Below are 22176 nucleotides of genomic sequence, written 5' to 3' on the forward strand. Positions count from 1 at the left end.
CGTACGGCTATTCCGCCTTGATCGCGTTCAGCATGTTCAGCCGCGCGGCGTTGCGGGCCGGCCACAGCGCGGCCAGGACGCCCACCAGACCGGCCAGCACCAGGAAGATCCCGATCCTGTCCCAGGGCACGACCAGCGCGTAGCCCGGGATCTGGTCCGCGATGGTCTCGCCGATCGCCCAGCCGAGGAACGAGCCGAGACCGATGCCGACCACCGCGCCGAACACCGAGATGACCACGGCCTCCAGCCGGACCATCCGCTTCACCCGGCGCCGGTCGAGACCGATCGCGCGCAGCATGCCGATCTCCTGCTGCCGTTCGAAGACCGACATCGCGAGGGTGTTGACGACACCCAGCACCGCGATGATCAGGGCCATCGCCAGCAGGCCGTACATGATGTTCAGCATCGTGTTGATGACGCCGCCGAACTCGTTGCGGATGTCCTGCTGGTCCATGACCGTGATCGCGGGGTTGTCGCCCAGCGCGTCGACGAGGACCTTCTCGTTCGCCGCGGAGTCGCCGCCGTCGACCTTCACGAAGATCTGCTGGATGGACGGCTGTACCTCGTGCGGATTCACGACCTTGGTGTCGACGAGGACGGGGGAGAGGAACTCGCTGTCCTTGAAGACGGCGCCGACCGTCAGGGTGCCCTTCTTCTCGTCGTTGAAGGTGACGGGGACGCTGTCGCCGGGCTTCCAGCCCTTGCTCTTGGCCGTCTTCTCGGCGACCGCGATCTGGCCCTTGGCGAGCGAAGCGATGTTGCCGCTGACGACCTCGACGTTCAGGACCTGCTCGATGTCGCCGGGCGTGACCGCCGAGGCGGACACGAAGTCCTCGTCACCGAGCTGGAAGTAGGCGCTCTGCTGCGGCGAGACCGCCGAGACGCCCTTGGCCTTCTCCAGTGCCGTCAGCGCGGACTGGTCGAGGCCCCCGCCGTTCGCCATCGAGACCATGTAGTCGGCCTTGATGTTGTCCGTGGTCATCTTGTCGATGGCCGTGCCGACCGTGGCACCGAGCACCGACAGGCCGGTCACCAGCGTCAGCCCGATCGCCAGCGCCGAGGCGGTGGCGCCGGTACGGCGCGGGTTGCGGACCGCGTTCTGGCCGGCCAGCTTGCCGGCCACCCCGAAGGGGCCGACGAGCAGCGGACGGACGAGCGCGATCACGGGCCGCGACAGCAGCGGGATCAGGATGATCACGCCGATCAGCGCGAAGAACGCGCCCCCCGCGATGTACATCCGGCCGCTTTCGCCACCGGACGAGGCACCCAGCACGATCCCGGCCGAGCCGAGGGCGGTGACGGCCGCGCCGATGGAGTTGCGCACCACCAGCGACTTGGTGGTCGCCACCGCGTGGACGCTGCTCATGGCCGCCACCGGCGGGATCTTCGCGGCCCGGCGGCCGGGCAGCCAGGCGGCGAACATCGTGATCAGCACACCGACGGCGATCGCGGCGAGCACCGGCGTGGCCGAAAGGATCAGCGGGCCGTCCGGAATCTTCATGCCGAACGCGGCCATTGCGGACCGCAGACCGACCGCGAGACCGACGCCGAGGAGGAAGCCGATCACCGAGGCGACCAGGCCCACCACCGCGGCCTCGGCGAGCACCGAGCGGGTGATCTGCCTGCGCGACGCACCGACGGCGCGCATCAGGGCGATCTCCTTCGTGCGCTGGGCGACCAGCATCGTGAAGGTGTTGGAGATCAGGAAGATCCCGACGAAGAGCGCGATGCCCGCGAAGCCGAGCAGGACCTGCCTGAGCGAGCCCAGACCCTGTTCGATCTGCTCGGCCTGCTCGTCCGCGAGCGCCTGGCCGGTCCGGGCGTCGGCGGTCTCCGGCAGCAGCGGCTCGACCGCGTCCAGGATCTTCGCGTCGGACGCGCCGGGGGCGGCGGTGACGGTGGCGCTCGCGAAGTAGCCCGGCTTGAGGTACTGCTTCTGGGCGATGGCGGTGTCGAAAAGGACGAGGCTGCCGCCGGCGTTCACGGCGCCGTCCTCGGTGGTGAACACACCGCTGAGGGTGTACTCCTTCACCGGCCCGTTCGTGGCGACCCGGACCCGGTCGCCGACCTGGTACTCGCCCTTGGCCGCGGACTCCTTGTCCAAGGCGATCTCATCGTCCTTCACCGGGCCCGAGCCGTCGGTGAACGTGTAGGCGGGGTCCTTGCCGTCCTTGCCGGGAGCGAAGTTGGAGCCCTTGTTGGACCAGCCGACGCCGATCAGCTTCCCGTCGGGGTCGGCGACCCCGGCGAAGCCGTCGACGCGGCCGTACGCGCCGGCGACGCCGTCCACGGCGGAGATCTTGTCGAGGGTCTTCCGGGAGAGGCCGGGCTCTTCCTTGGCGTCCTCGGGGTCGGCGTGCGAGGTGATGGCGACGGCGACCTTGTCGTAGCTCTTCGCCGACTGGTTGCGGAAGGCGTTGGAGAGGGTGTCGGCGAAGACCAGGGTGCCGGAGACGAACGCGACGCCGAGCATCACGGCGAGCACGGTCATCAACAGCCGGGCCTTGTGCGCGAGTACGTTGCGCAGGGCGGTGCGGAACATCAGCTGGTGCGGCCCTTCGCGTCGAACTCGGGGGTCTGGGGGTTCCCCCCAGGAAATTGCCGCATGAAGTCGAGCACGTTGTCCGCGGTCGGCCGGTACATCTCGTCCACGATCCGGCCGTCCGCGAGGAAGACCACCCGGTCCGCGTACGCCGCGGCCACCGGGTCGTGAGTCACCATCACCACTGTCTGCCCCAACTCCCGTACGGAGTTGCGCAGAAAGCCCAGTACCTCGGCGCCCGAGCGCGAGTCGAGGTTGCCGGTCGGCTCGTCGCCGAAGATGATCTCGGGCTTGGCGGCCAGCGCGCGGGCCACGGCGACGCGCTGCTGCTGGCCGCCGGAGAGCTGGGCGGGGCGGTGGCTGAGACGATCGGCCAGGCCCACCATCCGGATGACCGAATCCAGCCACTGCTTGTCAGCCTTGCGGCCCGCGATGTCCATCGGGAGGGTGATGTTCTCCAGGGCCGTCAACGTCGGCAGCAGGTTGAACGCCTGGAAGATGAAGCCGATCTTGTCCCGGCGCAGCTTGGTCAGTTGCTTGTCCTTCAGGGAGCCCAGCTCGGTGTCGCCGATGCGCACCGAACCGGAGGAGAAGGTGTCCAGGCCGGCCACGCAGTGCATCAGCGTGGACTTGCCCGAGCCGGACGGGCCCATGATCGCGGTGAACTCGGCCTGCCGGAAGTCGACGGAGACCCGGTCCAGGGCGACCACCTGGGTCTCGCCCTGTCCGTAGATCTTCGACAGATCCGTGGCACGCGCGGCCACGGTGGTGGCCCGGTCGGCGATGGATGAGGTGGTCACGAGAAGGCGCTCCTGAGGGACGACGGTGTGTTCGAAGGGACGTCATCCATCGTCCTGGCCGAAGAGCGCCGTGTAGTCAGTCGCTGTTCTGGTTCCGAAGACAGACTCCGGATGGACCGGACACCGCCGCGTCATACCTGAGGATGACGGCCGCCCCTGACGGGTGTTCGCGTCTGGAACAGGTGGAGCGTCCTTGTTTGGACGGTGAAATTCCGTCATTCCGTATGCGCCGCCGACCGCCGCACGTAAGGCTGTTGGCAAGTGCGGATGGCGCGTTCCGTGGGCTGATGCACCCTCAGACGTCAATAAAATAAGACAACATCAGTCCGCCCGTCCGCTGTTCGGGGGATGTATCCCGATAGGCTCGGGACCTCGATGCGGAGCCCTCGGCCTGCCCAGATGGTGGAATGCAGACACGGCGAGCTTAAACCTCGCTGCCCCTTCGCGGGCGTGCCGGTTCAAGTCCGGCTCTGGGCACTTCCGACGTTCGTCGATCACTGCAGCATTCATTGACACCTCATGCCGAGGGGAGCAGACTCCCGTTCGAAAGTTGGTGAATGAAATTTCACCACGCGAACAGAGAGGTTCGGCGATGCGCACCACCGTCGGCATCATCGGAGCAGGCCCCGCCGGCCTCCTCCTCGCCCGGCTGCTCCACAACGTCGGCATCGAGTCGGTCGTCCTGGAGAGCCGCGACCGCGCCTACGTCGAGCACCGCCAGCGCGCCGGAATCCTGGAGCAGGGCACGGTGGACGTCCTGCGCGCGGCCGGTGCCGGGGAGCGCATGGACCGCGAGGGCCTGCGCCACGACGGCATAGAGCTCCGCTTCGACAAGAAGCGCCACCGCGTGGACTTCCCCGCCCTCACCGGCGGCCGGTCGGTGATGGTCTACGCCCAGACCGAGGTCTGCAAGGACCTCATCGCCCTCCAGCTCAAGGAGGGCGGCCCGCTGCTCTTCGAGGCGGAGGCCCTGGCGGTGGAGGGCGCGGACAGCGACAGCCCGCGTGTGCGCTTCCGGCACGAGGGCGTCGAGGACGTCCTCGAATGCGACTACGTCGTCGGCTGCGACGGCTTCTGGGGCGTGTCCCGCAAGGCGGTCCCCGCCGAGCTCACCCAGGTCTTCGAGCGGACGTACCCCTTCGGCTGGCTCGGCATCCTCGCCGACGTACCGCCCTCGCACGACGAGCTCGTCTACGCCCGCCACGACCGCGGCTTCGCCCTGCTGTCCATGCGCTCGCCGTCCGTCTCCCGCCTCTACCTCCAGGTGCCGGATGGCACGGACGCCGAGGAGTGGAGCGACGACGAGATCTGGGCGGAGCTGGAGCGCCGCTTCGAGACCGCCGACGACTGGCGGCTGGAGCGCGGCCCCATCACCCAGAAGAACGTCACTCCCATGCGGTCCTACGTCCACGAGCCCATGCGCCACGGCCGTCTCTTCCTCGCCGGTGACGCGGCGCACATCGTGCCGCCGACGGGCGCGAAGGGCCTGAACCTGGCCGTCGGGGACGTCGTCACCTTCGCGAGGGCACTGACCCACGAGCGGCGGACAGGTTCGGCGGAGCTTCTCGACGCCTACTCCGAGACCTGTCTGCGCCGCGTCTGGCAGGCCGAGCGGTTCTCGTACGACATGACGACGCTGCTGCACCGCGCCCCCGACGCCACCCCCTTCGAGGACCGGCTCCAGCTGGCACGGCTGGAGCGGATCGCGGGGTCGAGGGCGGCCGAGACGGACCTGGCCGAGGGATACACCGGCTTCCCGTTCGGGTGAGCGCACGGGTGGGGCCGGGGGAGTGATCTCCGGCCGGTTCCGGCCACGTACCAGGTTCGTCATGAATGAGCCCCTCCGTGGCCGGGAATCACCCAGCCGCGTAGCGTGTTGCGCAACACGACGAGGGAAAGATCCTCCCCAAGCACTAGGGTCAATCCTTTGCCTACCTATTACTCTTGAGCCAAGGCCGCGCACGGCGGCCATGGAGGAGTGAAATGAGGAGCAGCAACCCGGTCTTCTCGCGACGGGGGTTCAGCCGCGACAACGGCCACGCGGGCTTCAACACCGCGCCGCAGGCCGGGGGCGCCGCTGTCGGCACGCAGGCCAACCCGTACGCCCAGCCGCAGGCCGGCAACCCGTACGCGCAGAACCCTTACGCCCAGAACCCGTACGCCCAGCAGGACGTGCAGCACGGCGCACCGCCGCAGGCCCCTGCCACCACCGGCCGGATGACGATGGACGACGTCATCCTGCGCACCGGCACCACGCTCGGCGTCCTGATCGTCACGGCCGCGCTCGCCTGGGCGCTGCTGCCCGTCGACGACGCGAACATCAGCCGGTCCTACGGCATCGGCATCGGCGCCGCGCTGATCGGCATGGTCCTGGCGTTCGTCCAGTCCTTCAAGCGCAAGGCCTCGCCCGCGCTGATCCTGACGTACGCCGCGTTCGAGGGCGTGTTCCTCGGCGTGATCTCCAGCATCGTCGACAACCGCATCGCCAGCGGTGCGGCCATGCAGGCAGTGCTCGGCACGATGGCGGTCTTCGCCGCGGTGCTGGTGGCCTACAAGGCCGGCTGGATCCGCGTCAACCGCCGCTTCGTCGGCTTCGTGATGGCGGCCGCGCTCGGCTTCATCCTGCTGATGGCGGTCAACCTGCTGTTCGCCGTCTTCGGCGGCGGTGACGGCCTCGGCTTCCGCAGCGGCCCCCTCGGCATCCTCTTCGGTGTCATCGGCATCCTGCTCGGCGCCTGCTTCCTCGCCCTGGACTTCAAGCAGGTCGAGGACGGGCTCGCCTACGGCGCGCCGCGCGAGGAGGCCTGGCTGGCGGCCTTCGGCCTCACGCTGACGCTGGTGTGGATCTACATGGAGTTCCTGAGGATCATCGCGATCCTCAACAGCAGCGACTAGTCGCCGACGGTTGCGCAGTAGTCGTGCAAAGGGCCCCGGGTTCTCCCGGGGCCCTTCGTCGTCTGTGCGCGCCTAGAGGAATTTGCGCGCCGCCCTCCTCAGGTCGTACTCATGGACGATCGCCTTCGCGTGGCCGTACGCGAGGTCGTATTCGTGGCGCAGCCAGCTGACTTTCTCCTCGAAGCGAACCAGAGCCGGGCCTTCTTCTACGGTGCGGAGCCAGTCGGAGACTTCACGACCGGTGCAGTGGGGGATGCGGGCGAGCATGTTGCGGTGGGTCTCCTCGGAGAGGACGTGGGACATCGGCGCCTCCGGACGCAAAGGGGATGTAAGCCGGTCCTTCAGGTCACCGTGCCTGAGCGTTCGCCTGTTGGCAACAGTCGTGGTGCGACGCGTAGGTTTGTGGGGTGGTTGATACGACGCCCTTGACTCGTGCCGTTGATCACTTCGCCGACCGTTTGAGGGCCGCGCCTCAGAGCCGGTTGCAGAGAGGCGGCGCCGGCGAAGCATTGCGGCTGGCCAGGGAGTTGGCCCGGCGGGCGCAGGTTCTGGAGCGGCCCGGGGCGGAGCCCCGGGAGATGCCGGACGCCGGGATGTTCGCCGCGGCCGACCAAATCACCGTGGCCGTGCACGACTTGGCCCTCGTACTCACGAACGAGGGTGAGGTCGAGGACGCGGTGAGACTGGTGGAGGAGGCGCAGAAGCGGGCGGGGGTGTGACCCTAGAGGGACGCTATGACCCGGTCCGCCAGGACGTAGACGCTCTCCTCGCCGCAGGCGAAGGTCAGGGTGTACGCCCCCGAGACTCCCGATCCGCCCAGCAGCACCGGCGTCTCGCCCGCGCGCAGGGCCGCCGCCAGGCGTTCCGCGGTCTCCCGGTGGCCCGGGGTCATGCAGAGCGTCGTGCCGTCGGCGAAGACGTAGACGTCGAGGGTGCCGAGCGGGCCCGGGCGGACGTCCGTCAGTTCGGTGGCGGAGGCGGCCAACTCCTCAAGGGTGGACACCGTACGCTCATGGTCGTTCACCACGGGTGAGGAGACCGGGACGAAGTCCGGGTGGGAGGGGTGGCGGCGGCGGGCCGCGGCCAGCTCCGGGGACTCCCCGGCGAACTCGTCGGCGTCCGTGGTCGTCTCGCTCACCGGCTCCAGGTGCTCCAGGCTCGCGAAATCGGCCTGGCGGGGCAGGAACAGCTCGCTGTCGGACAGGCCCAGCAGCGTGGGCGCGTCGGAGGCGTCACGGGCCTCCTGGGCGGCCCAGAAGGCGCGCGCCTCGGCCAGCTCGCGCTCGCGTTCCTCGGCGAGTGCCTCGGCCACCGCGGCGCGTATCTCATCGGCCTCGGCGGAGAGGCGGGCCGGCGGGACCAGGCCGCGGGCCGCGGCGGCGTTGTTCTGTGCCAGCTCGGTGTGCAGGGCCGCGACCTGTCGGCGCAACACCATCAGGGTGCGCAGGACGGCGACGCCCACGGCGCCGGTGGCGGCCGTGGTGAGCAGCAAAGCGATCGGCATGGCGCTCACTGACGTACTCCCGGTTCAAAGTCGACCCCCGACTTCCTACATCAGCTTGAAGGGCGGACTATCCAGCTGTCAGTGCGTAACGTCACGAAACGGACAGGACTTTGGGGCCTGTGTTTAGTGGTGAAGCGGCTCTGACCTGCGTAAATCCCTCCGTGGAGGGAGATAGGTCACATCCTGGGGGAGATTGGATCACAAAACGGCCCAGAACCTTGGGGTTTCCCGGGTTCTGGGCCGAAGGCTCACGCTGGGTCGCGAGTTGACTACCTAGTGGACTGCCTGGGGGCTCTGGATCGGTGGTTCAGCTCAGGCGCTCGATGACCATCGCCATGCCCTGGCCGCCGCCGACGCACATCGTCTCCAGGCCGAACTGCTTGTCGTGGAACTGGAGGGAGTTGATGAGCGTGCCGGTGATGCGGGCGCCGGTCATGCCGAAGGGGTGGCCCACGGCGATGGCGCCGCCGTTGACGTTCAGCTTGTCGAGGTCGATCCCCAGGTCGCGGTAGGAGGGGATCACCTGGGCGGCGAACGCCTCGTTGATCTCGACCAGGTCGATGTCGTCGATCGTCAGGCCGGCGCGGCGCAGGGCCTGGTTGCTCGCCTCGACCGGGCCGAGGCCCATGATCTCGGGGGAGAGGCCGGAGACGCCGGTGGAGACGATGCGGGCGAGCGGGGTGAGGCCGAGCTCGCGGGCCTTGGTGTCGCTCATGATGACGACCGCTGCGGCGCCGTCGTTGAGCGGGCAGCAGTTGGCGGCGGTGACCAGGCCGTCGGGGCGGAAGACCGGCTTCAGACCCGCCACGCCCTCCATGGTGACGCCCGGGCGGGGGCCGTCGTCCTTGGCGACGACCGTGCCGTCGGGGGTCGTGACCGGGGTGATCTCGCGCTCCCAGAAGCCGTTCTTGATGGCTTCCTCGGCGAGGTTCTGCGAGCGGACGCCGAACTCGTCCATGTCCTGGCGGGTGATGCCCTTCACCCGGGCGAGGTTCTCGGCGGTCTGGCCCATGGCGATGTACGGGTCGGGGAGGAGGCCGTCCTCGCGCGGGTCGTGCCAGGTCGTGCCCTCCTGCTGGGCGACCTCGGCGGTGCGGGCCTCGGCCTCGGCGAAGAGGGGGTTGCGGGTGTCCGGGAGGCTGTCGGAGTTGCCCTTGGCGTAGCTGGAGACCATCTCCACGCCGGCCGAGATGAAGACGTCGCCCTCGCCGGCCTTGATGGCGTGCAGGGCCATGCGGGAGGTCTGGAGGGAGGAGGAGCAGTAGCGGGTGATGGTGCAGCCCGGGAGGTGGTCCATTCCCATCTGTACGGCGACGATGCGGCCGAGGTTGTTGCCCTGCTCGCCGCCGGGGAGGCCGCAGCCGAGCATCAGGTCGTCGATGTCGCGCGGGTCCAGCTCGGGGACCTTGGCGAGGGCCGCCTGGATGATCGTGGCGGTGAGGTCGTCGGGGCGCAGGTCTTTCAGGGAGCCCTTGAAGGCGCGGCCGATGGGGGAGCGGGCGGTCGAGACGATCACGGCTTCGGGCATCACGGCTCCAGTCGAAAGGTGTGGCGCGCAGCGCCTCGTTGAGGGGTGGTGGTCGGGCGACGGGTGGGCATACCGGGGGGTCGGGCAGGGCTGTGAGGGAAGTTACCCGTACGTACGGCCAGGGTCACTGGTAGTGCGGTGTGACCCTGGCCGCAATTTTCTAAGCGCTTGCTTTTCTCGCCCCCGCCGCCCCTCCCCGTCCCATCCTGAAGGGGCTCCGCCCCTTCGACCCCGCCAGGGGGCTCTGCCCCCTGGACCCCCGCTCCTCAAACGCCGGAGGGGCTGGATCTTTCAGCGGGCGAAAACCTCCCGGGGGTCAGGGTGACGGTGTCGCCGGGGTCCTGTCCGGTTCCGGGACGCGGCGGCGGCGCCGGCGCTTCAGGAGGGCCCAGGGGCCCTTCGGGCCCGTCGGCATCGCTGCCGTGACCTCCGTGCCCGCCTCCGACGCGGCCTCGGCTGCCGCGCGGGCCACCGGGAGGAAGCCCTCGCGACGGGTGACATCGGGACGTTCCTCTTCGGCCGGCCAGAGGCCGAGGGCCGCGCAGACCGTCGGCAGGACCGCCATCGCCGCGGTGGCGTAGCCCTCGGCCGAGGGGTGGTAGTTGTCGGGGCCGAAGAGTTCCCGCGGGTTCGCCGCGAATTCCGGACCCAGCAGGTCGCCCAGCGACACCGTACGGCCGCCCTGTTCGACGACGCCGATCGTCTGGGCGGCCGCCAGCTGGCGTGAGGCCCGGCGGGCCAGCCAGCGCAGCGGTTGCTGGACCGGTTCGATCGTGCCCAGGTCGGGGCAGGTGCCGACGACCACTTCCGCGCCGGCCGTGCGCAGCCGCCGTACCGCAGCGGACAGGTGGCGGACCGAGCGCGTCGGCGGCATGCGGTTGGTGACGTCGTTCGCGCCGATCATGATCACGCAGACGTCGGGCAGCAGGGCGGGGTCACTGAGCACCAGGGCCACCTGGCGGTCCAGGTCGTCCGAGCGGGCGCCCGGCAGGGCCACGTTGCGCAGCAGCACCGGACGTTCCGCGACCGCCGCCAGCCCGGACGCGAGCAGCGCGCCCGGCGTCTGGCCCGCCCGGTGCACGCCCTGGCCCGCGGCCGTCGAGTCACCCAGGATCGTCAGGCGCAGCGGCGGTTCGCCGGGGTTGTCGTACAGGCGGCCGTACCGGCCGTCGGCGTTCGGCACGTGGTTGTCGGCGCCGTTGCCCACGTGGCGCCTGGCCAGCCGCACTTCGGCGAGCAGGAGACCGACGGCCGCCGCGCCGGCCAGACCGATCCCGCCGCCGCCGTACGCCGCGCCCGCCGCGATCCGCCGGGCCACCCGCGCCCTCGACATGCTCGTCATGCGTCGCCGCCACCTCCTCATAGCCGTACACCCACTGCTTGCCCCGCACGGACGGTGGCCCAATCCCAACGAGGAGTGAACGACCGTCATGGGCCCCGTGCAGGCCATAGGCTGGCGGAACCACTAAGACCACTTCTTTTGCAGCATCCGGAGACAACGGTGCATTTCCACGACTCGATGATCAGCCTCGTCGGCAACACCCCGCTGTTGAGGCTCAACAACGTGACCAAGGGCATCCGGGCGACCGTCCTGGCCAAGGTGGAGTACTTCAACCCGGGCGGCTCCGTGAAGGACCGCATCGCCCTGCGCATGATCGAGGCCGCGGAGGAGAGCGGTGCGCTCAAGCCCGGCGGGACCATTGTGGAGCCGACCAGCGGCAACACCGGCGTCGGTCTTGCCATCGTGGCCCAGCAGAAGGGCTACAAGTGCATCTTCGTGTGCCCCGACAAGGTGAGCACCGACAAGATCAATGTGCTGCGGGCCTACGGCGCCGAGGTTGTCGTCTGCCCGACCGCCGTCGATCCCGAGCACCCGGACTCCTACTACAACGTGTCGGACCGGCTGGTGCGGGAGACGCCGGGCGCCTGGAAGCCGGACCAGTACTCCAACCCCAACAACCCGCTCTCCCACTACCACTCCACCGGCCCCGAGCTGTGGGAGCAGACGGAGGGGAAGATCACCCACTTCGTGGCGGGCGTGGGGACCGGGGGGACCATTTCCGGTACCGGTCGCTATCTGAAGGACGTCAGCGACGGCAAGGTGCAGGTCATCGGCGCCGACCCCGAGGGCTCGGTGTACTCCGGCGGGTCCGGGCGGCCGTACCTCGTCGAGGGCGTCGGTGAGGACTTCTGGCCGACCGCCTACGACCGGACCGTCGCGGACGAGATCGTCGCCGTGTCCGACAAGGACTCCTTCCAGATGACCCGCCGCCTGGCCCGCGAGGAAGGGCTGCTGGTCGGTGGTTCGTGCGGCATGGCCGTCGTGGCCGCGCTGCGGGTCGCCGAGCGGCTCGGGGAGGACGACGTCGTGGTGGTGCTGCTGCCGGACAGCGGGCGCGGGTACCTCTCCAAGATCTTCAACGACGAGTGGATCGGTCAACATGGGTTCAGCGAAGAGGCATCGACCGGCCAGACGGCCGGAGCGGTCCTGACGCACAAGGTAAGCACAGAGGGGGGCATCCCAAGCTTCGTGCACATGCACCCCGAGGAGACCGTTGGGGAGGCAATCAGCGTGCTGCGCGAGTACGGGGTGTCACAGATGCCGGTGGTTGCCCCTGGAGCGGGTCACCCCGATGTGATGGCGGGAGAGGTGATCGGAGCGGTGGAAGAGCGTGAGCTCCTCCACGCACTGGTGACCGATCACGCCCCCGCTGATGCCCCGTTGAGGAAGTACATGTCGGAGCCTCTGCCGGTCGTCGGATCCGGCGAACCGGTTGAGCGACTGATGGCTGTTCTTGAAGGCCGTGCTGCGGCAGTGGTCCTGGTGGACGGCAAGCCGACCGGGATCGTCACCCGCCAGGACGTCCTGGCCTTCCTCGCGAACCCGACCACGTAGACCGAACAGGAGCGCAGATGGCTGCTGAGAAGACTGAGACCACGCAGGAACTCAACGAGTGGGTTACCCAAGAGCTGAGCAAGCTCCTGCCCACCATCTCTGAGGACTCATGGGCAGAGGTCTGGACCGTGATAGGTCCTCAGGCCACCTGATCTCCGAAGGCCACTCGACCCCCGAAGGCAGCCGCCTTCGGGGGTCGATCTCGTTCGGCGCACCTAGCGTGAGAGAGAGCGGCACAGAACCAAACGGTCAGCGAGCTTCGGACCCTCCGGCCTTGACGCCCGCCACGAAGGACGAGAACGCGTCGGCGACGAAGTCCAGAACAGGGCCGCTCGGGTTCTTGGAGTCACGGACGGGGACCACGCCGCGTGAGGCGACGAGGTTTGTGGCGACCTCGATGCACTGGCCGCCGTTGCCACTGTATGAGGACTTGAACCAACGGGGGGATTCGGTGGTCACGGGGTGCCCTTTCGTAACTGCTCGATCATGGCCACAGACGCTGCCTGCGACAGGGCTTCGGCCTGTAGCTGATGGTAGGCCGCCAGTATGGGCAGCACGAAGTTGCTTTCTCGCTCCAGGTGCCCCCGGTGGGCAGACTCGGCGTACGACATGAGTCCGCGATCCGGCATCGTCAGCACCGTAATGGGCAGGCTGAACGGACGACGCGCCCCCATACGGAACGGGGCGATTTGAAGCACGGTGTTAGGCAGCTCGGCGAACTCCAGCAACCGGGCGAACTGTGCGTCCATGATCGAGGGATCACCCATTGGCCGGAGGACGCAACTCTCGTCAAGCACTGCGAAGATCAAGGGCGCGGGGGAACGAGCCAGTGTGGCTTGCCGCTCCGTCACCAACTCGACTCGCTCACTGGCTTGTTCGGGGGTGATTGCATCCCGACGTACCGCGTCTGCCTCCAGCGTCTCCGCATATTCCGGTGTCTGGAGTAGGCCAGGGATGACTCCGACCTCGTAGAGCCTGACCTCTGCTGCTCGCGCCTCATGCGTGACGTACTCCGGGAACCCCTCTAGCAGGGCCGTGTGTCGGACTGCGCGGCTCTGGCGCTGAAGCCTGTCGCCGGTACCGAACACCCTGTCAGCACTTGCCGCAAATCGGGGAGTTGGAGGGCGACGGCCAGTTTCTACGGCTGAGATATGCGTCCCGGAGCACCCCATGCGCTCCGCCAGCTCGTCCTGAGTCCAACCACGCTCGTCCCGCAATGCGCGCAGAACATGCCCAAACTTCGCGTTCGGGGACTTCTCGGGGTCCAGCTCTTTTCGGTTCAACAGGCACCACCCAATTCTTCGTTCAATAAGCGCAAGTTGAAGACCCCCCGACTGTAGGTCACGCTGAATCCGCTTGGTAGTGGCGGCACTACGGAGAGGAGTGGTCGTGTCCGATCGCGGGACAGCTCTGCCCCGGGCTGGCGATGCGGCAGAGCGGGAAGGGCTTAGGCGGGAGTTTTGGCGGCTCACTCCCAGGTGGGTGCGTCGTAGTGGCTACGCGGCTCCAACTGCTTTGCTCTTGCGTGAAGTTGAAGCTGGACTGAGGCGGTTGCTGTGAGTGCGGGCCTGAGTGTGGGCACCGACGCGCAGCAGGGCGAGTACTCGACGTACGCGCCCAAGGGCGAGAAGTGCCGCAGGTGTCACAAGCCGTTTGCGAGCTTGGAGCCGGTACAGCGTGTGCACCCGTTCGGTATCGCTACCGGCCGTCCCTACGTACATCCTGACTGCCTGGCTGAGGCCAAGTTATGACGGCCCCGGAAGGGCGCCTCGGTGCCCGTTCCGAGTCTGCGCAAGGCAGCCAGGTTGAGGGCTCTGAGCAGCCCGTGGGCGGCGACTGGTGGACGGCGTACGGCGGCGTCCGCGATCCGGCGTCGGGTGTGATCGCGTTTTCTCGCAGGGCGTTCCCGCCGTGCCGTCTTCCCGAGTGCCGACATTGCAACGAGAGGAGGTGTGCGCGATGAGGTGTGGCACGTCGCTGGAGGTGCCCGCAGGGATGCGTGCGGCGGCGTTGGGCTTAGCAGTCGGGTTGCCGGGCGAGGGGCCGTTGCCGGTCTCCGTGTCCTGCGAACTCGACAAGCACGACCAGGGCGAACATGCCGCGCGGTTGCGGGAGCTGTTCGACGGGGCCGTGTGGGTCATGTGGGAGGGCGACGAGATCAAAGTGCAGCCCATCGCCTACTGCGAGTCGTTCCGCTCGTCACACGTAGGCATCTCCATGTCCAGCGCACTGTGTTGGCTGCCTGACGCGCATCTGGGAGGCCACACCTGGGAGCGGTGCGCCTGATCGACGGCGTATGTGGCGCCGAGTTACACACACCAGACGTTGACGGGCGCGACTCGATCGCCAGGTGCATTCGCAAGCCACACGACGCCCCCGCCCATGACGGGCCGATCGGTGACCCGATGGACCTTGCCGGATGGGCGTACGGGAGAAAGAGCCGAATATGCCGAATCCGTCGGATGACCTGCGGACACTGCAACCGGGCCCGGTCGACCCCGATCGGTGCCCCGTGTGCGAACAACTGCGCGCCGTCCTCAAAGCCGCCGTCCTCCTGGGCAGCCCGACGAGCGCGGGCAACCTGGTACGCGTCGCGCACGCCCACATGATCCACGGCCACCCGAACGACCGGCGGACGCAACGCGCGGTTCCCGCGCCGACCTCACGAAAGGTAGCCGAGCAATGACCAAGTGGCCTCCGCAGCTCGACCACCGCCCCACAGGTACCCATCGGCGGTTACGAACCTGGCGCTTCAGCGCCGACGGCCCTTTCTGGGGCGGGGTGCTGCTCCTGGTGATCTGGGGATCCGCAATCACCTTCATCGTGTCGGCCATTGCGAGCGGAACCAACTCCCCGTAAGCCCCCGCTCTGACCGGATGATCCCCCTCCCCCTGGTCTCCGGTCAGAGCGGGCTCCACTTCCTCTGTCGGTGGCCTGGGTGGGCGATCCCCAAACAGGACCTCTCGTTGACCGACGGAGGGCCCGTGCACCACAGCCGAATCGCGAAAACCAACGGCCGCGTCGGCTGACATCCGGTCCGACCCCGGACACGGGCACCATCCCCTTGTAGCTCAGTCAGGAAGAGCCTCCTCGCTCCTTGGGGCGACTTAACGTCGCTGGCGCGCGCGACCACCGTAGCGCCCGGGAGAGACCCCGGTTCGAGTCCGGGCAAGGGGACTGCGGCGTACTGGGCGAGCGTTCGCCGGCGCATGGCGGGAGGTCGGATCAGTACCCCCCCGACGGGGGAAAGGCGCAGGTCACGTGCGTGGTGACCTCACGCGCGCACGGATATCAGCTACGACGAAACCCGCATTCGCGCGTGAGGTTGCCACGCCTGGGCGGGGTCCAGGGGCGCGCTATAGCGTCCCTGGTACCACCGGCCTGATGGACGGTTTGTCCTGGCCTTGTGAGGGACGGTCAGCGGCCTTGGCATCCCTTGGTAAACCCAGCGTGTGAGCGGGCGGAGCTGGTGCCGGTGCTGGAGGAGTGCGGGCCTTGTCGGTCGTGTTGCTCGCCTTCCGGTGACTGACAGGACAGACGGCCAGTCACACTCGCGACGATCACGCCGGGGATTCTCTGCTTGGTCAGGGTCGGGCTTTGGCTGCCGGGCGGCTGGCCGTCCGGACGGGACCGGCCGAAGGCCGCACGCCCGGCCGAGGCGGCCAGAGCCGCCCGGCGCGCCGAAGGCGCGCCCTTGAACAAGTAAAGAGAAGTCACTCCGATCGGGATCGGCGCTTGGCGCTGCGCTGGGCGGCTGCCTTCGTCGGCATCACGGGAAAAGTGAGCTGGCACGTGGCAGCAGGGGCCTTCAGCTCCTCACACAACAGCGGGCGCTTCTGCTCCGCGTCGGCGGTCACGCGATAGGTGACCAACAGGGGACCTGCGTCGCCGAGTCCCAGTGCCGTGCGTTCGTCCGGGTAGGGGGTGCGGGCGGTGACGTGCTCGGTGAACGCAAGGGTGAGTCCGGCCTCGGCGAGCTGCCGGTACAGGTCGGTTACCTCGGCGTCGGGCTGCTCGGCGAGCGTGGGCACGTCGGCTGCGGTGGCGAGCGGGATCAGCACACGGTGAGCTATCCGGGCGCCGGTCGCAGGGTCGTGCAGCATGCGGTCCACGCTGATCGCGTCCTGGTCCTGCTGGTCCAGCAGGACTGCGGGCGGTCCGTCAAGCGTCGTTCTGCTGACAGCGGGCGCCTCCGCCTCCGCCATGTCCGGCAGGCTCCAACTCCCCTTCGCTGTACGGTGGATGGACCGTTCAACGCGGGTAGCGGGCAGGGCTCCAGCGGAGGGCAGGACGATGCTGCCCTTGCCCTGCTGGGACTCGACCAGCCCCATGCGGCGCAGCTCGGCGACAGCGGAGCGCGCGGTGTGCTTGCCGACCCCGTACATCTCGACCATCTGCGTCTCGGACGGCAGGAGGTCGCCGGGCTGGTAGCGGCCCTTGCGGATGTCGTCGGCCATGCGCTGAGCAACCTGCATGTACATCGACGGGGCTCGCTCGATGTGCTCTCGCACTGCCATGGCTCGTGCCCTCCTGGGGTGGGTGTGCCGCGTTGCTTGCCAGTAGTCCGCGAGGTCCGTACTGCGGCCACTCATGAGGATAAGTGGTTGCCCCTCTGGCGTACCCCTCCACTCATCCGGATAAGTGGTTGACCCGAAAGTGATTCCCGGGTGACGATGGCCGCCCAACTCATCCGGATGAGTGACTGGGCGGGGTTGGGTTGGTCTGTGCCCGCTGCGCCTGTCCCTCATGAAAGGGGGCCTCCCGTGTATCCGCTGTCGAATGAGGCGCGGCGTTACGTCCTCGGTGAGGCTGAGCGGCTGCGCCTTCTGTCGCCCACCGAGCGTGACCTCATCCGGCTCGTCCACGAACCCGGATTCCCGCGCTGGCTGGAACAGATCAAGTCCATTGACGGCTGCGCGCACCCGATCTACCTCGCCGGACACACCACCACCCACGACGCGGCCACAGGTGAAGTGCTGCGGCACTACGACACCCGTGACGAACCCGGCGGCCGTATGCCGGTGCGCTGCCGCAACCGACGGGAGACACGCTGTGAGCCGTGCTCCTACCTGCACGCGGGCGACACCTTCCACCTGGTCCGCTCCGGCCTCCAGGGCGGCAAGGGCGTCACGGACGGCGTGCAGCGTCACCCCCGACTGTTCGTCACCCTCACTGCCCCCTCGTTCGGCGCCGTGCACCGTGCCAGCGGCCCTGAGAGGGCTGCATGCCGCCCTCGACGGGACGGCGGCATGTGTGAACACGGGCGGCTTCTCGGCTGTGGGCAGAAGCACGCCGACACCGATTCGGCGGTGGGTCAGCCGCTCTGCCCGGACTGCTACGACTACGCCGGACACGTCCTGTGGCACGCTTCCGCCGGCGCACTGTGGAACCGCTATTGCCACATGCTCAGGCGGCATCTGGCGACCGCCGCAGGAATCACCCAAACCCGTCTGCGCGAACACCTGACGGTGTCCTTCGCCAAGGTCGCCGAATACCAAAAGCGGGGGGCCGTGCACTTCCACGCGGTGATCCGGCTCGACGGTCCCGACGGGCCTTCGTCGCCCCCGCCCCCGTGGGCCACAACCGACATGCTCTCTGACGCGGTGCGGTCGGCTGCGGCAAAGGTGGAGGTGCACACCCCGTATTCCCCGGCGACCGATGAGCGGGTCATCAGGTGGGGCGAACAGATCGACGTCCACCCGATCCGCAGCGACGCATTCACCGAAACCTCGACGGTCACCGACAGCGCCGTTGCGGCCTACGTCGCGAAATACGTCTCCAAGAGCGTCGGCGACGCGGGCGGCATCGACTACCGCATACAGGACTTCGACAGCATCCGCCTCGCCCCCGTGAATACCCACCTGCGCGCCCTCATGACGGCCTGCTGGCGCCTGGGCGGCCTGCCCGAACTGGAGGCACTGAACCTGCGGGCCTGGGCTCACACTCTCGGCTACCGGGGCCACGTCCTGACGAAATCCCGCCAGTACTCCACCACCTACGGAGCACTCCGCGCGGTCCGCGCCGACCACCAGAGCGGCGGCGGCCTCCTCGCTCTAGAGGACCGAGAGACCGTCACCGAATCCGCCTGGCGCTATGTCGGCTCCGGGCACTCCCCGGCCGAATCCGATATCGCGTACGGCATCGCCGAAGACCTCACGGCCCTCCGCGAAATCAGACGAGACATGATCGCCGAGGGGTGGAAATATGCCTCCTGAAGGCGGCCTCTCCATAACTCTCGAAGAATGGGTAAAGCGGGAGCTGGATAAGCTCCCGCCCTTGTCCGAGGATCAGGACAGAGACCTTCGTCGGATCCTCGGCCTTTCGGAGACTACCGTCGGGGAATTACCTTGAGCAGGTTCGGATCGAACGGAGCCTTCCGGGATCGCCCCTCGGGAAGCGGCATGATGATTACCGCCCGGATGATCTTGGCGATAGCCATGCGCTTTTGAGTAAGGTCCATCGGCTGTATGTCCTTCTCCGGATCCCCGTACCAGCGAGACCTGTCCCAGCCGCTGAAGCGGTTGGCTTCAGCCTCTGATACGGCATGCTCATCCCGGTCTTGCTCAAGACCCTTGATCTTGTCCTCAAGGTCGGGAAGAAGCTCATAGAACGTGTCGTCGTCGATATCGCCCTCCATCCACTTGGATGTGAGGGTCTTTTTCTTTTTCTTGAGTTGTTCCAGTGCTTCGGAACCATCCCACGGCTTCACTTTCTTGGGGACAGTCTTGTACTTCGCTTCCAGGGCTGCCACTACCAAGGCTTCAAGGTGTGCATCAACCTCTTTGCCGTTCCTGGCTACGCCTCCGCATCCAAGCTCGTTGCAGACATACTCATGCATGTCCGGGTCCTTCTTGGTGGGCCTGCGGGTCCCTCCGATCTTCGTGTTGCATACGGCATCGACTGGGATGTTTCCGCAGCGGAGAAAGCCACTGAACAGGTATTTCCTGGCCCGGCCCTCCGGCGGCCCGGGGTTCTTCCCCCCGCCGTTGGTCAGCCTGCTACCCGTCTTGGCGCCCCTCTGCTTGGAGAGGTTGCAGATGTACTGCCACTCTTCCGGAGTGCCGATGGATTCCCACTTGCCGACAACAGGTTTTCCCTCCCTGTCGACTACGAGCTTTCCGTGAATTTGGCGGTAGCCATAGTTCGTGGCATTGGTGAGGTACTGGCGGACGGTTTCCCCGCTCCAGTCCTTTCCGGTGGCGCCCTTTACATCGCGCTCACGAAGTCGGAGTGCGATGGTCTTCCATGCTGCTCCTTCCATGGCCCATAGCTTCATCTGGATGGCCCAATGTCCCTCATCGGGGCAAAGCTTCTCGTTAACCTTGCGGCCCGTCCGAGGATCCTGAGGCAGGTAGCCGAAGCGACGACGACCCCCCGGCGAAGTGCCGTCCTGTGCCCGGCGGTTGATGTTGCGGATAATGCGCTCCTTGGTCTTTGTGACCTCTCCCTCAGAGACGCCAGAGTTGACCAGGCCCACGATGTTCCCGCCGACGCTGGCAATGTCGTACTCCTTGCCCCGCTCAACGAAGATCCCGTCTCCGGCGGTGATGACGGCGCGGCGGAACCGGATGTAGTCCTCGGGCAGGCGCCACACGCGCTCATGCTCGGTGGCGACGATGGCACGAACAGGAAAACCCTCAGGCGCCTTCCGATGGAGGAGTGCTTTCGTCATCTCCAGGAAGGCGGGCCGGGTGATCTCGGGATCACCCGCAGTGATGTTGTTGTCTTCGTAGAAGCGGACGATGGCGATGTTGTGGGCTGCGGCAGTCTCCTCGTTGCTCTCATGCTGGTGGCGGACGCCACGGCCCTTCTCCCTCGACAGAGCTTGCGTGGACGACCTGATGGCCTGATCCCCGCTGATACGGGCGTAGTCCACGCCGGGCACACGGCCGTCTAGCCACTCCTCGAACGTCTTGCCTTGCTGGAGCGCCGCCACAAGCTCTGGATTGAGGTAGCTGCGGGAGCTGCCTGCCATCGTTCCTCCCCTTGGATCTGTACCAGTGGCCTGCGGTGATCTCGTCCCTGATCAAGGGTGCCAAGGCGATCGGGATCTGACTACCGGTTTACAGATTGACTTAGACGAGTGGATGGCCGACTACGGCTTCCTCGAGGACGAGGGCCCGAGCGCGCGCGTCGCCGACGTCCTCAACGACAAGGAGGGCGGCATCCCCTCCCTCGTCCACATGCACCCGGACGAGACGGTCGGTCAGGCCATCGAGGTGCTGCGCGAGTACGGCGTCTCGCAGATGCCGATCGTGAAGCCGGGCGCAGGCCACCCGGACGTCATGGCGGCGGAGGTCGTCGGGTCCGTCGTCGAACGCGAGCTGCTCGACGCGCTGTTCACCAAGCGGGCCTCGCTCGACGACCCGCTGGAGAAGCACATGTCGGCTCCGCTGCCGCAGGTCGGCTCCGGTGAGCCGGTCGGTGACCTGATGTCCGTGCTGGGCGGCGCCGACGCGGCGATCGTCCTCGTCGAGGGCAAGCCGACCGGTGTGGTCAGCCGGCAGGACCTGCTGGCGTTCCTCGCCAAGGGCGGGAAGTAGCGGCGAACTTGCGGTGGCCAGGGCCGTTCGGACCGTCGCGGAACTGGTACGAGCGCGTCATGTTCACGCAGCACCCGCTTAACACGGGTCCGGCACATTAGTGGGTGTCGGCAGGGCGGGAGCGGCTCCCCGCCCCAGCCGGCGCCGAACGGCGCCAAGGACCTCCGGAGCGGCTCCCGGACCTCCATGGACGCCTAGGACGCGCAAGCCCGGTCTGACCCGGCCCGCGTCCCTCGCGGGGACCGCCGTCGTCCCGCCCCCCGGAAACGGGGGTGCGGCGGTCCCCGCGCAACACACCCCTTTGCGCCTGAACCGGCGCCGCTCTCGCGGGCCTGGTTGCTCGCCGTTGTGGTTCCTCAATTGATGGTTACGGCCTGCAAGTCCTTCGAGGACGCGGTGGTCGGCGCTGCTTTTCGGCGACTTCGGTTCGTCAGGCCTCCCAGCGGTCCTCGTCCTTGGACGACTTGCGGCGTCCCCAGCCGCGGAACAGACCCGGGTTGGTGCGCGCCGCCTGCACGACGTTGACGCCGACGATGCCGACCCAGGTGACCAGCAGACCGGAGAGGCCGGCCACGCCGCCGCCGATGCCGGACAGCGGGATCGCCACGACCAGCGAGACGATGCCGAAGCCGAAGCGCTCGCCGAAGGAGTCCGTGGCCTTCGGCGACCGGGCGCCCCGGGCCGCCACCATCTGCTGCTCGGCCAGCTGCCGCCGCAGCCGGCGCTCGACCGCCCCGTCGATGCGCTGGTCGACCTTCTCCATGAACGAGTCGACCAGCGCGGACTCGTAGTCGTCGCCCAGTTCCCTGCGCGCCTGCAGGGTGGCGTTGAGTTCCTTCTTGAGCTCGGTGTCCCGCGCGTCCATTCCGGTCATACGCCCACGGTAGGCAGCGGGGGCGACGGCCGCACTGGGGTTAGCCCCCTGTTCGGCTGGGGCGCGCCCGCCTCCTGGCCGAGAAGCGGCGTACCCGCCGTTCGCATGGGTGGCCGGACTGGCGTGATCAATTCGGTGGGCGGAACCCCGAGCACGTGCCCATTCCGGCCGGTCCGGTCAGACGTATGTGAACTCGGACATTCATATGGCTGGTATCGATCGACGCGGCATTCATTTCAGGCCAGGCGCCATGGATGCCGTCTCGGCCAGATTGCGGGCGACTTCTTGACTCTCTCTTGTGATCTTGAAAGCCTGCTTTGCGGGATTAACGGGGGATTGCACGAGTGTGATACCTCCTCCGTTGTGATTCCTGCCGTTGTTGTTTTCGACTAGCGGAAAGGGATGAGTATGGAGCAGGAAAACTCCGTCGAGACCTCGCTGTTTCTCGATGAGGAGACGACCGAGCGTTTCTCGATGCTCGTGAACGACGAGGGCGTCATGCGTGCCGGCTTCGTCGCGCACCAGGCGAACAACCTCAACGAGGCCTGAGCCTCGTGGTTCTGTGCGGCCAGGCCCCCGGGCCTGGCCGCATCC

The 22176-nt window shown here is 67.7% G+C and carries 19 protein-coding genes, 2 tRNA genes and 1 pseudogene; 11 read left to right on the forward strand and 11 right to left on the reverse strand.

The genetic code is table 11. The annotated features are described in order from the left end of the window. Nucleotides 1-7 precede the first annotated feature (7 nt). Together QQM39_RS26905 and QQM39_RS26910 are read right to left on the reverse strand one after the other, a co-directional pair. Entirely contained in the window at nt 8-2542 is a 2535-nt protein-coding gene (locus tag QQM39_RS26905; protein ID WP_302000123.1) for an ABC transporter permease, read from the reverse strand. After that, the gene (locus QQM39_RS26910) at nt 2542-3342 is read right to left on the reverse strand and encodes an ABC transporter ATP-binding protein (RefSeq protein WP_302000124.1); all 801 of its coding nucleotides are present in this window, start codon (nt 3340-3342) and stop codon (nt 2542-2544) included. The genes QQM39_RS26905 and QQM39_RS26910 overlap by 1 nt, the downstream gene beginning before the upstream one ends. Before the next feature lie 393 nt (nt 3343-3735). On the opposite strand from QQM39_RS26910, the gene QQM39_RS26915 reads away from it, so the two are divergent. The 3 genes from QQM39_RS26915 (at nt 3736) to QQM39_RS26925 (ending at nt 6237) form a co-directional block, all read left to right on the forward strand. Further along, nucleotides 3736-3819 (forward strand) — tRNA-Leu (locus QQM39_RS26915). A gap of 115 nt (nt 3820-3934) precedes the next feature. Beyond that, nucleotides 3935-5110: a 4-hydroxybenzoate 3-monooxygenase gene (locus tag QQM39_RS26920; RefSeq protein ID WP_302000125.1), complete on the forward strand. Its 1176-nt coding sequence runs from the start codon at nt 3935-3937 to the stop codon at nt 5108-5110. Between the two features lie 215 nt (nt 5111-5325). Next, nucleotides 5326-6237, forward strand: a complete 912-nt coding sequence (locus QQM39_RS26925) for a Bax inhibitor-1/YccA family protein (RefSeq protein WP_302000126.1) — start codon at nt 5326-5328, stop codon at nt 6235-6237. Between the two features lie 72 nt (nt 6238-6309). Here QQM39_RS26925 and QQM39_RS26930 read toward each other — a convergent pair whose 3' ends face one another. Further along, on the reverse strand, nt 6310-6540 hold the full coding sequence (locus tag QQM39_RS26930; protein WP_030049879.1) for a DUF4287 domain-containing protein: 231 nt from the start codon (nt 6538-6540) through the stop codon (nt 6310-6312). Between the two features lie 122 nt (nt 6541-6662). On the opposite strand from QQM39_RS26930, the gene QQM39_RS26935 reads away from it, so the two are divergent. After that, the gene (locus tag QQM39_RS26935) at nt 6663-6956 is read left to right on the forward strand and encodes a hypothetical protein (RefSeq protein ID WP_302000127.1); all 294 of its coding nucleotides are present in this window, start codon (nt 6663-6665) and stop codon (nt 6954-6956) included. A 2-nt stretch (nt 6957-6958) separates the two neighbouring features. Here QQM39_RS26935 and QQM39_RS26940 read toward each other — a convergent pair whose 3' ends face one another. The 3 genes from QQM39_RS26940 to QQM39_RS26950 all read right to left on the reverse strand — a co-directional run bounded on the left by QQM39_RS26940 (nt 6959) and on the right by QQM39_RS26950 (nt 10611). Next, on the reverse strand, nt 6959-7741 hold the full coding sequence (locus QQM39_RS26940) for a hypothetical protein (protein WP_302003735.1): 783 nt from the start codon (nt 7739-7741) through the stop codon (nt 6959-6961). Between the two features lie 307 nt (nt 7742-8048). Beyond that, nucleotides 8049-9269: an acetyl-CoA C-acetyltransferase gene (locus tag QQM39_RS26945; RefSeq protein ID WP_302000128.1), complete on the reverse strand. Its 1221-nt coding sequence runs from the start codon at nt 9267-9269 to the stop codon at nt 8049-8051. A gap of 316 nt (nt 9270-9585) precedes the next feature. Continuing rightward, a complete protein-coding gene (locus QQM39_RS26950; RefSeq protein WP_302000129.1) occupies nt 9586-10611 on the reverse strand; it encodes an SGNH/GDSL hydrolase family protein in 1026 nt (341 codons plus the stop codon). Between the two features lie 159 nt (nt 10612-10770). On the opposite strand from QQM39_RS26950, the gene QQM39_RS26955 reads away from it, so the two are divergent. Beyond that, nucleotides 10771-12165, forward strand: coding sequence for a cystathionine beta-synthase (locus tag QQM39_RS26955; RefSeq protein ID WP_302000130.1), 1395 nt, complete (start codon nt 10771-10773; stop codon nt 12163-12165). 17 nt (nt 12166-12182) lie between these two features. Further along, nucleotides 12183-12317 carry a hypothetical protein gene (locus QQM39_RS26960; RefSeq protein ID WP_302000131.1) on the forward strand — a complete coding sequence of 45 codons (135 nt, stop codon included), beginning with the start codon at nt 12183-12185 and terminating at the stop codon, nt 12315-12317. Nucleotides 12318-12414: 97 nt separating this feature from the next. Here the strand turns inward: QQM39_RS26960 and QQM39_RS26965 are convergent, their stop codons facing one another. Next, nucleotides 12415-12624 (reverse strand): DUF397 domain-containing protein, encoded by a 210-nt coding sequence (locus tag QQM39_RS26965; RefSeq protein WP_302000132.1) that lies wholly within the window; start codon nt 12622-12624, stop codon nt 12415-12417. Then, entirely contained in the window at nt 12621-13451 is an 831-nt protein-coding gene (locus tag QQM39_RS26970) for a helix-turn-helix transcriptional regulator (protein ID WP_302003736.1), read from the reverse strand. Before QQM39_RS26970 ends, QQM39_RS26965 begins: the two co-directional genes overlap by 4 nt. A 673-nt stretch (nt 13452-14124) precedes the next feature. On the opposite strand from QQM39_RS26970, the gene QQM39_RS26975 reads away from it, so the two are divergent. Together QQM39_RS26975 and QQM39_RS26980 are read left to right on the forward strand one after the other, a co-directional pair. Beyond that, nucleotides 14125-14451: a hypothetical protein gene (locus QQM39_RS26975; RefSeq protein WP_302000133.1), complete on the forward strand. Its 327-nt coding sequence runs from the start codon at nt 14125-14127 to the stop codon at nt 14449-14451. A gap of 774 nt (nt 14452-15225) precedes the next feature. Continuing rightward, nucleotides 15226-15342: transfer RNA gene (locus tag QQM39_RS26980), tRNA-OTHER, on the forward strand. A gap of 536 nt (nt 15343-15878) precedes the next feature. Here QQM39_RS26980 and QQM39_RS26985 read toward each other — a convergent pair. Beyond that, complete coding sequence (locus tag QQM39_RS26985) at nt 15879-16682, reverse strand: GntR family transcriptional regulator (RefSeq protein ID WP_302000134.1); 804 nt, start codon at nt 16680-16682, stop codon at nt 15879-15881. A gap of 246 nt (nt 16683-16928) precedes the next feature. Here QQM39_RS26985 and QQM39_RS26990 point away from each other — a divergent pair, with 246 nt between their 5' ends. Then, entirely contained in the window at nt 16929-18380 is a 1452-nt protein-coding gene (locus QQM39_RS26990; RefSeq protein WP_302000135.1) for a replication initiator, read from the forward strand. A 113-nt stretch (nt 18381-18493) separates the two neighbouring features. Here QQM39_RS26990 and QQM39_RS26995 read toward each other — a convergent pair whose 3' ends face one another. Beyond that, nucleotides 18494-20140, reverse strand: coding sequence for a recombinase family protein (locus QQM39_RS26995; RefSeq protein WP_302000136.1), 1647 nt, complete (start codon nt 20138-20140; stop codon nt 18494-18496). A gap of 103 nt (nt 20141-20243) precedes the next feature. On the opposite strand from QQM39_RS26995, the pseudogene QQM39_RS27000 reads away from it, so the two are divergent. Further along, nucleotides 20244-20708: pseudogene (locus QQM39_RS27000) on the forward strand (CBS domain-containing protein); the annotation flags it as partial. A gap of 430 nt (nt 20709-21138) precedes the next feature. Here the strand turns inward: QQM39_RS27000 and QQM39_RS27005 are convergent. Then, nucleotides 21139-21582, reverse strand: coding sequence for a hypothetical protein (locus tag QQM39_RS27005; protein ID WP_302000137.1), 444 nt, complete (start codon nt 21580-21582; stop codon nt 21139-21141). A 408-nt stretch (nt 21583-21990) separates the two neighbouring features. On the opposite strand from QQM39_RS27005, the gene QQM39_RS27010 reads away from it, so the two are divergent. Then, entirely contained in the window at nt 21991-22131 is a 141-nt protein-coding gene (locus QQM39_RS27010; protein ID WP_302000138.1) for a hypothetical protein, read from the forward strand. Nucleotides 22132-22176: the final 45 nt, after the last annotated feature.

The sequence above is a fragment of the Streptomyces sp. DT2A-34 genome, assembly GCF_030499515.1.
Taxonomy (GTDB): Bacteria; Actinomycetota; Actinomycetes; order Streptomycetales; family Streptomycetaceae; genus Streptomyces.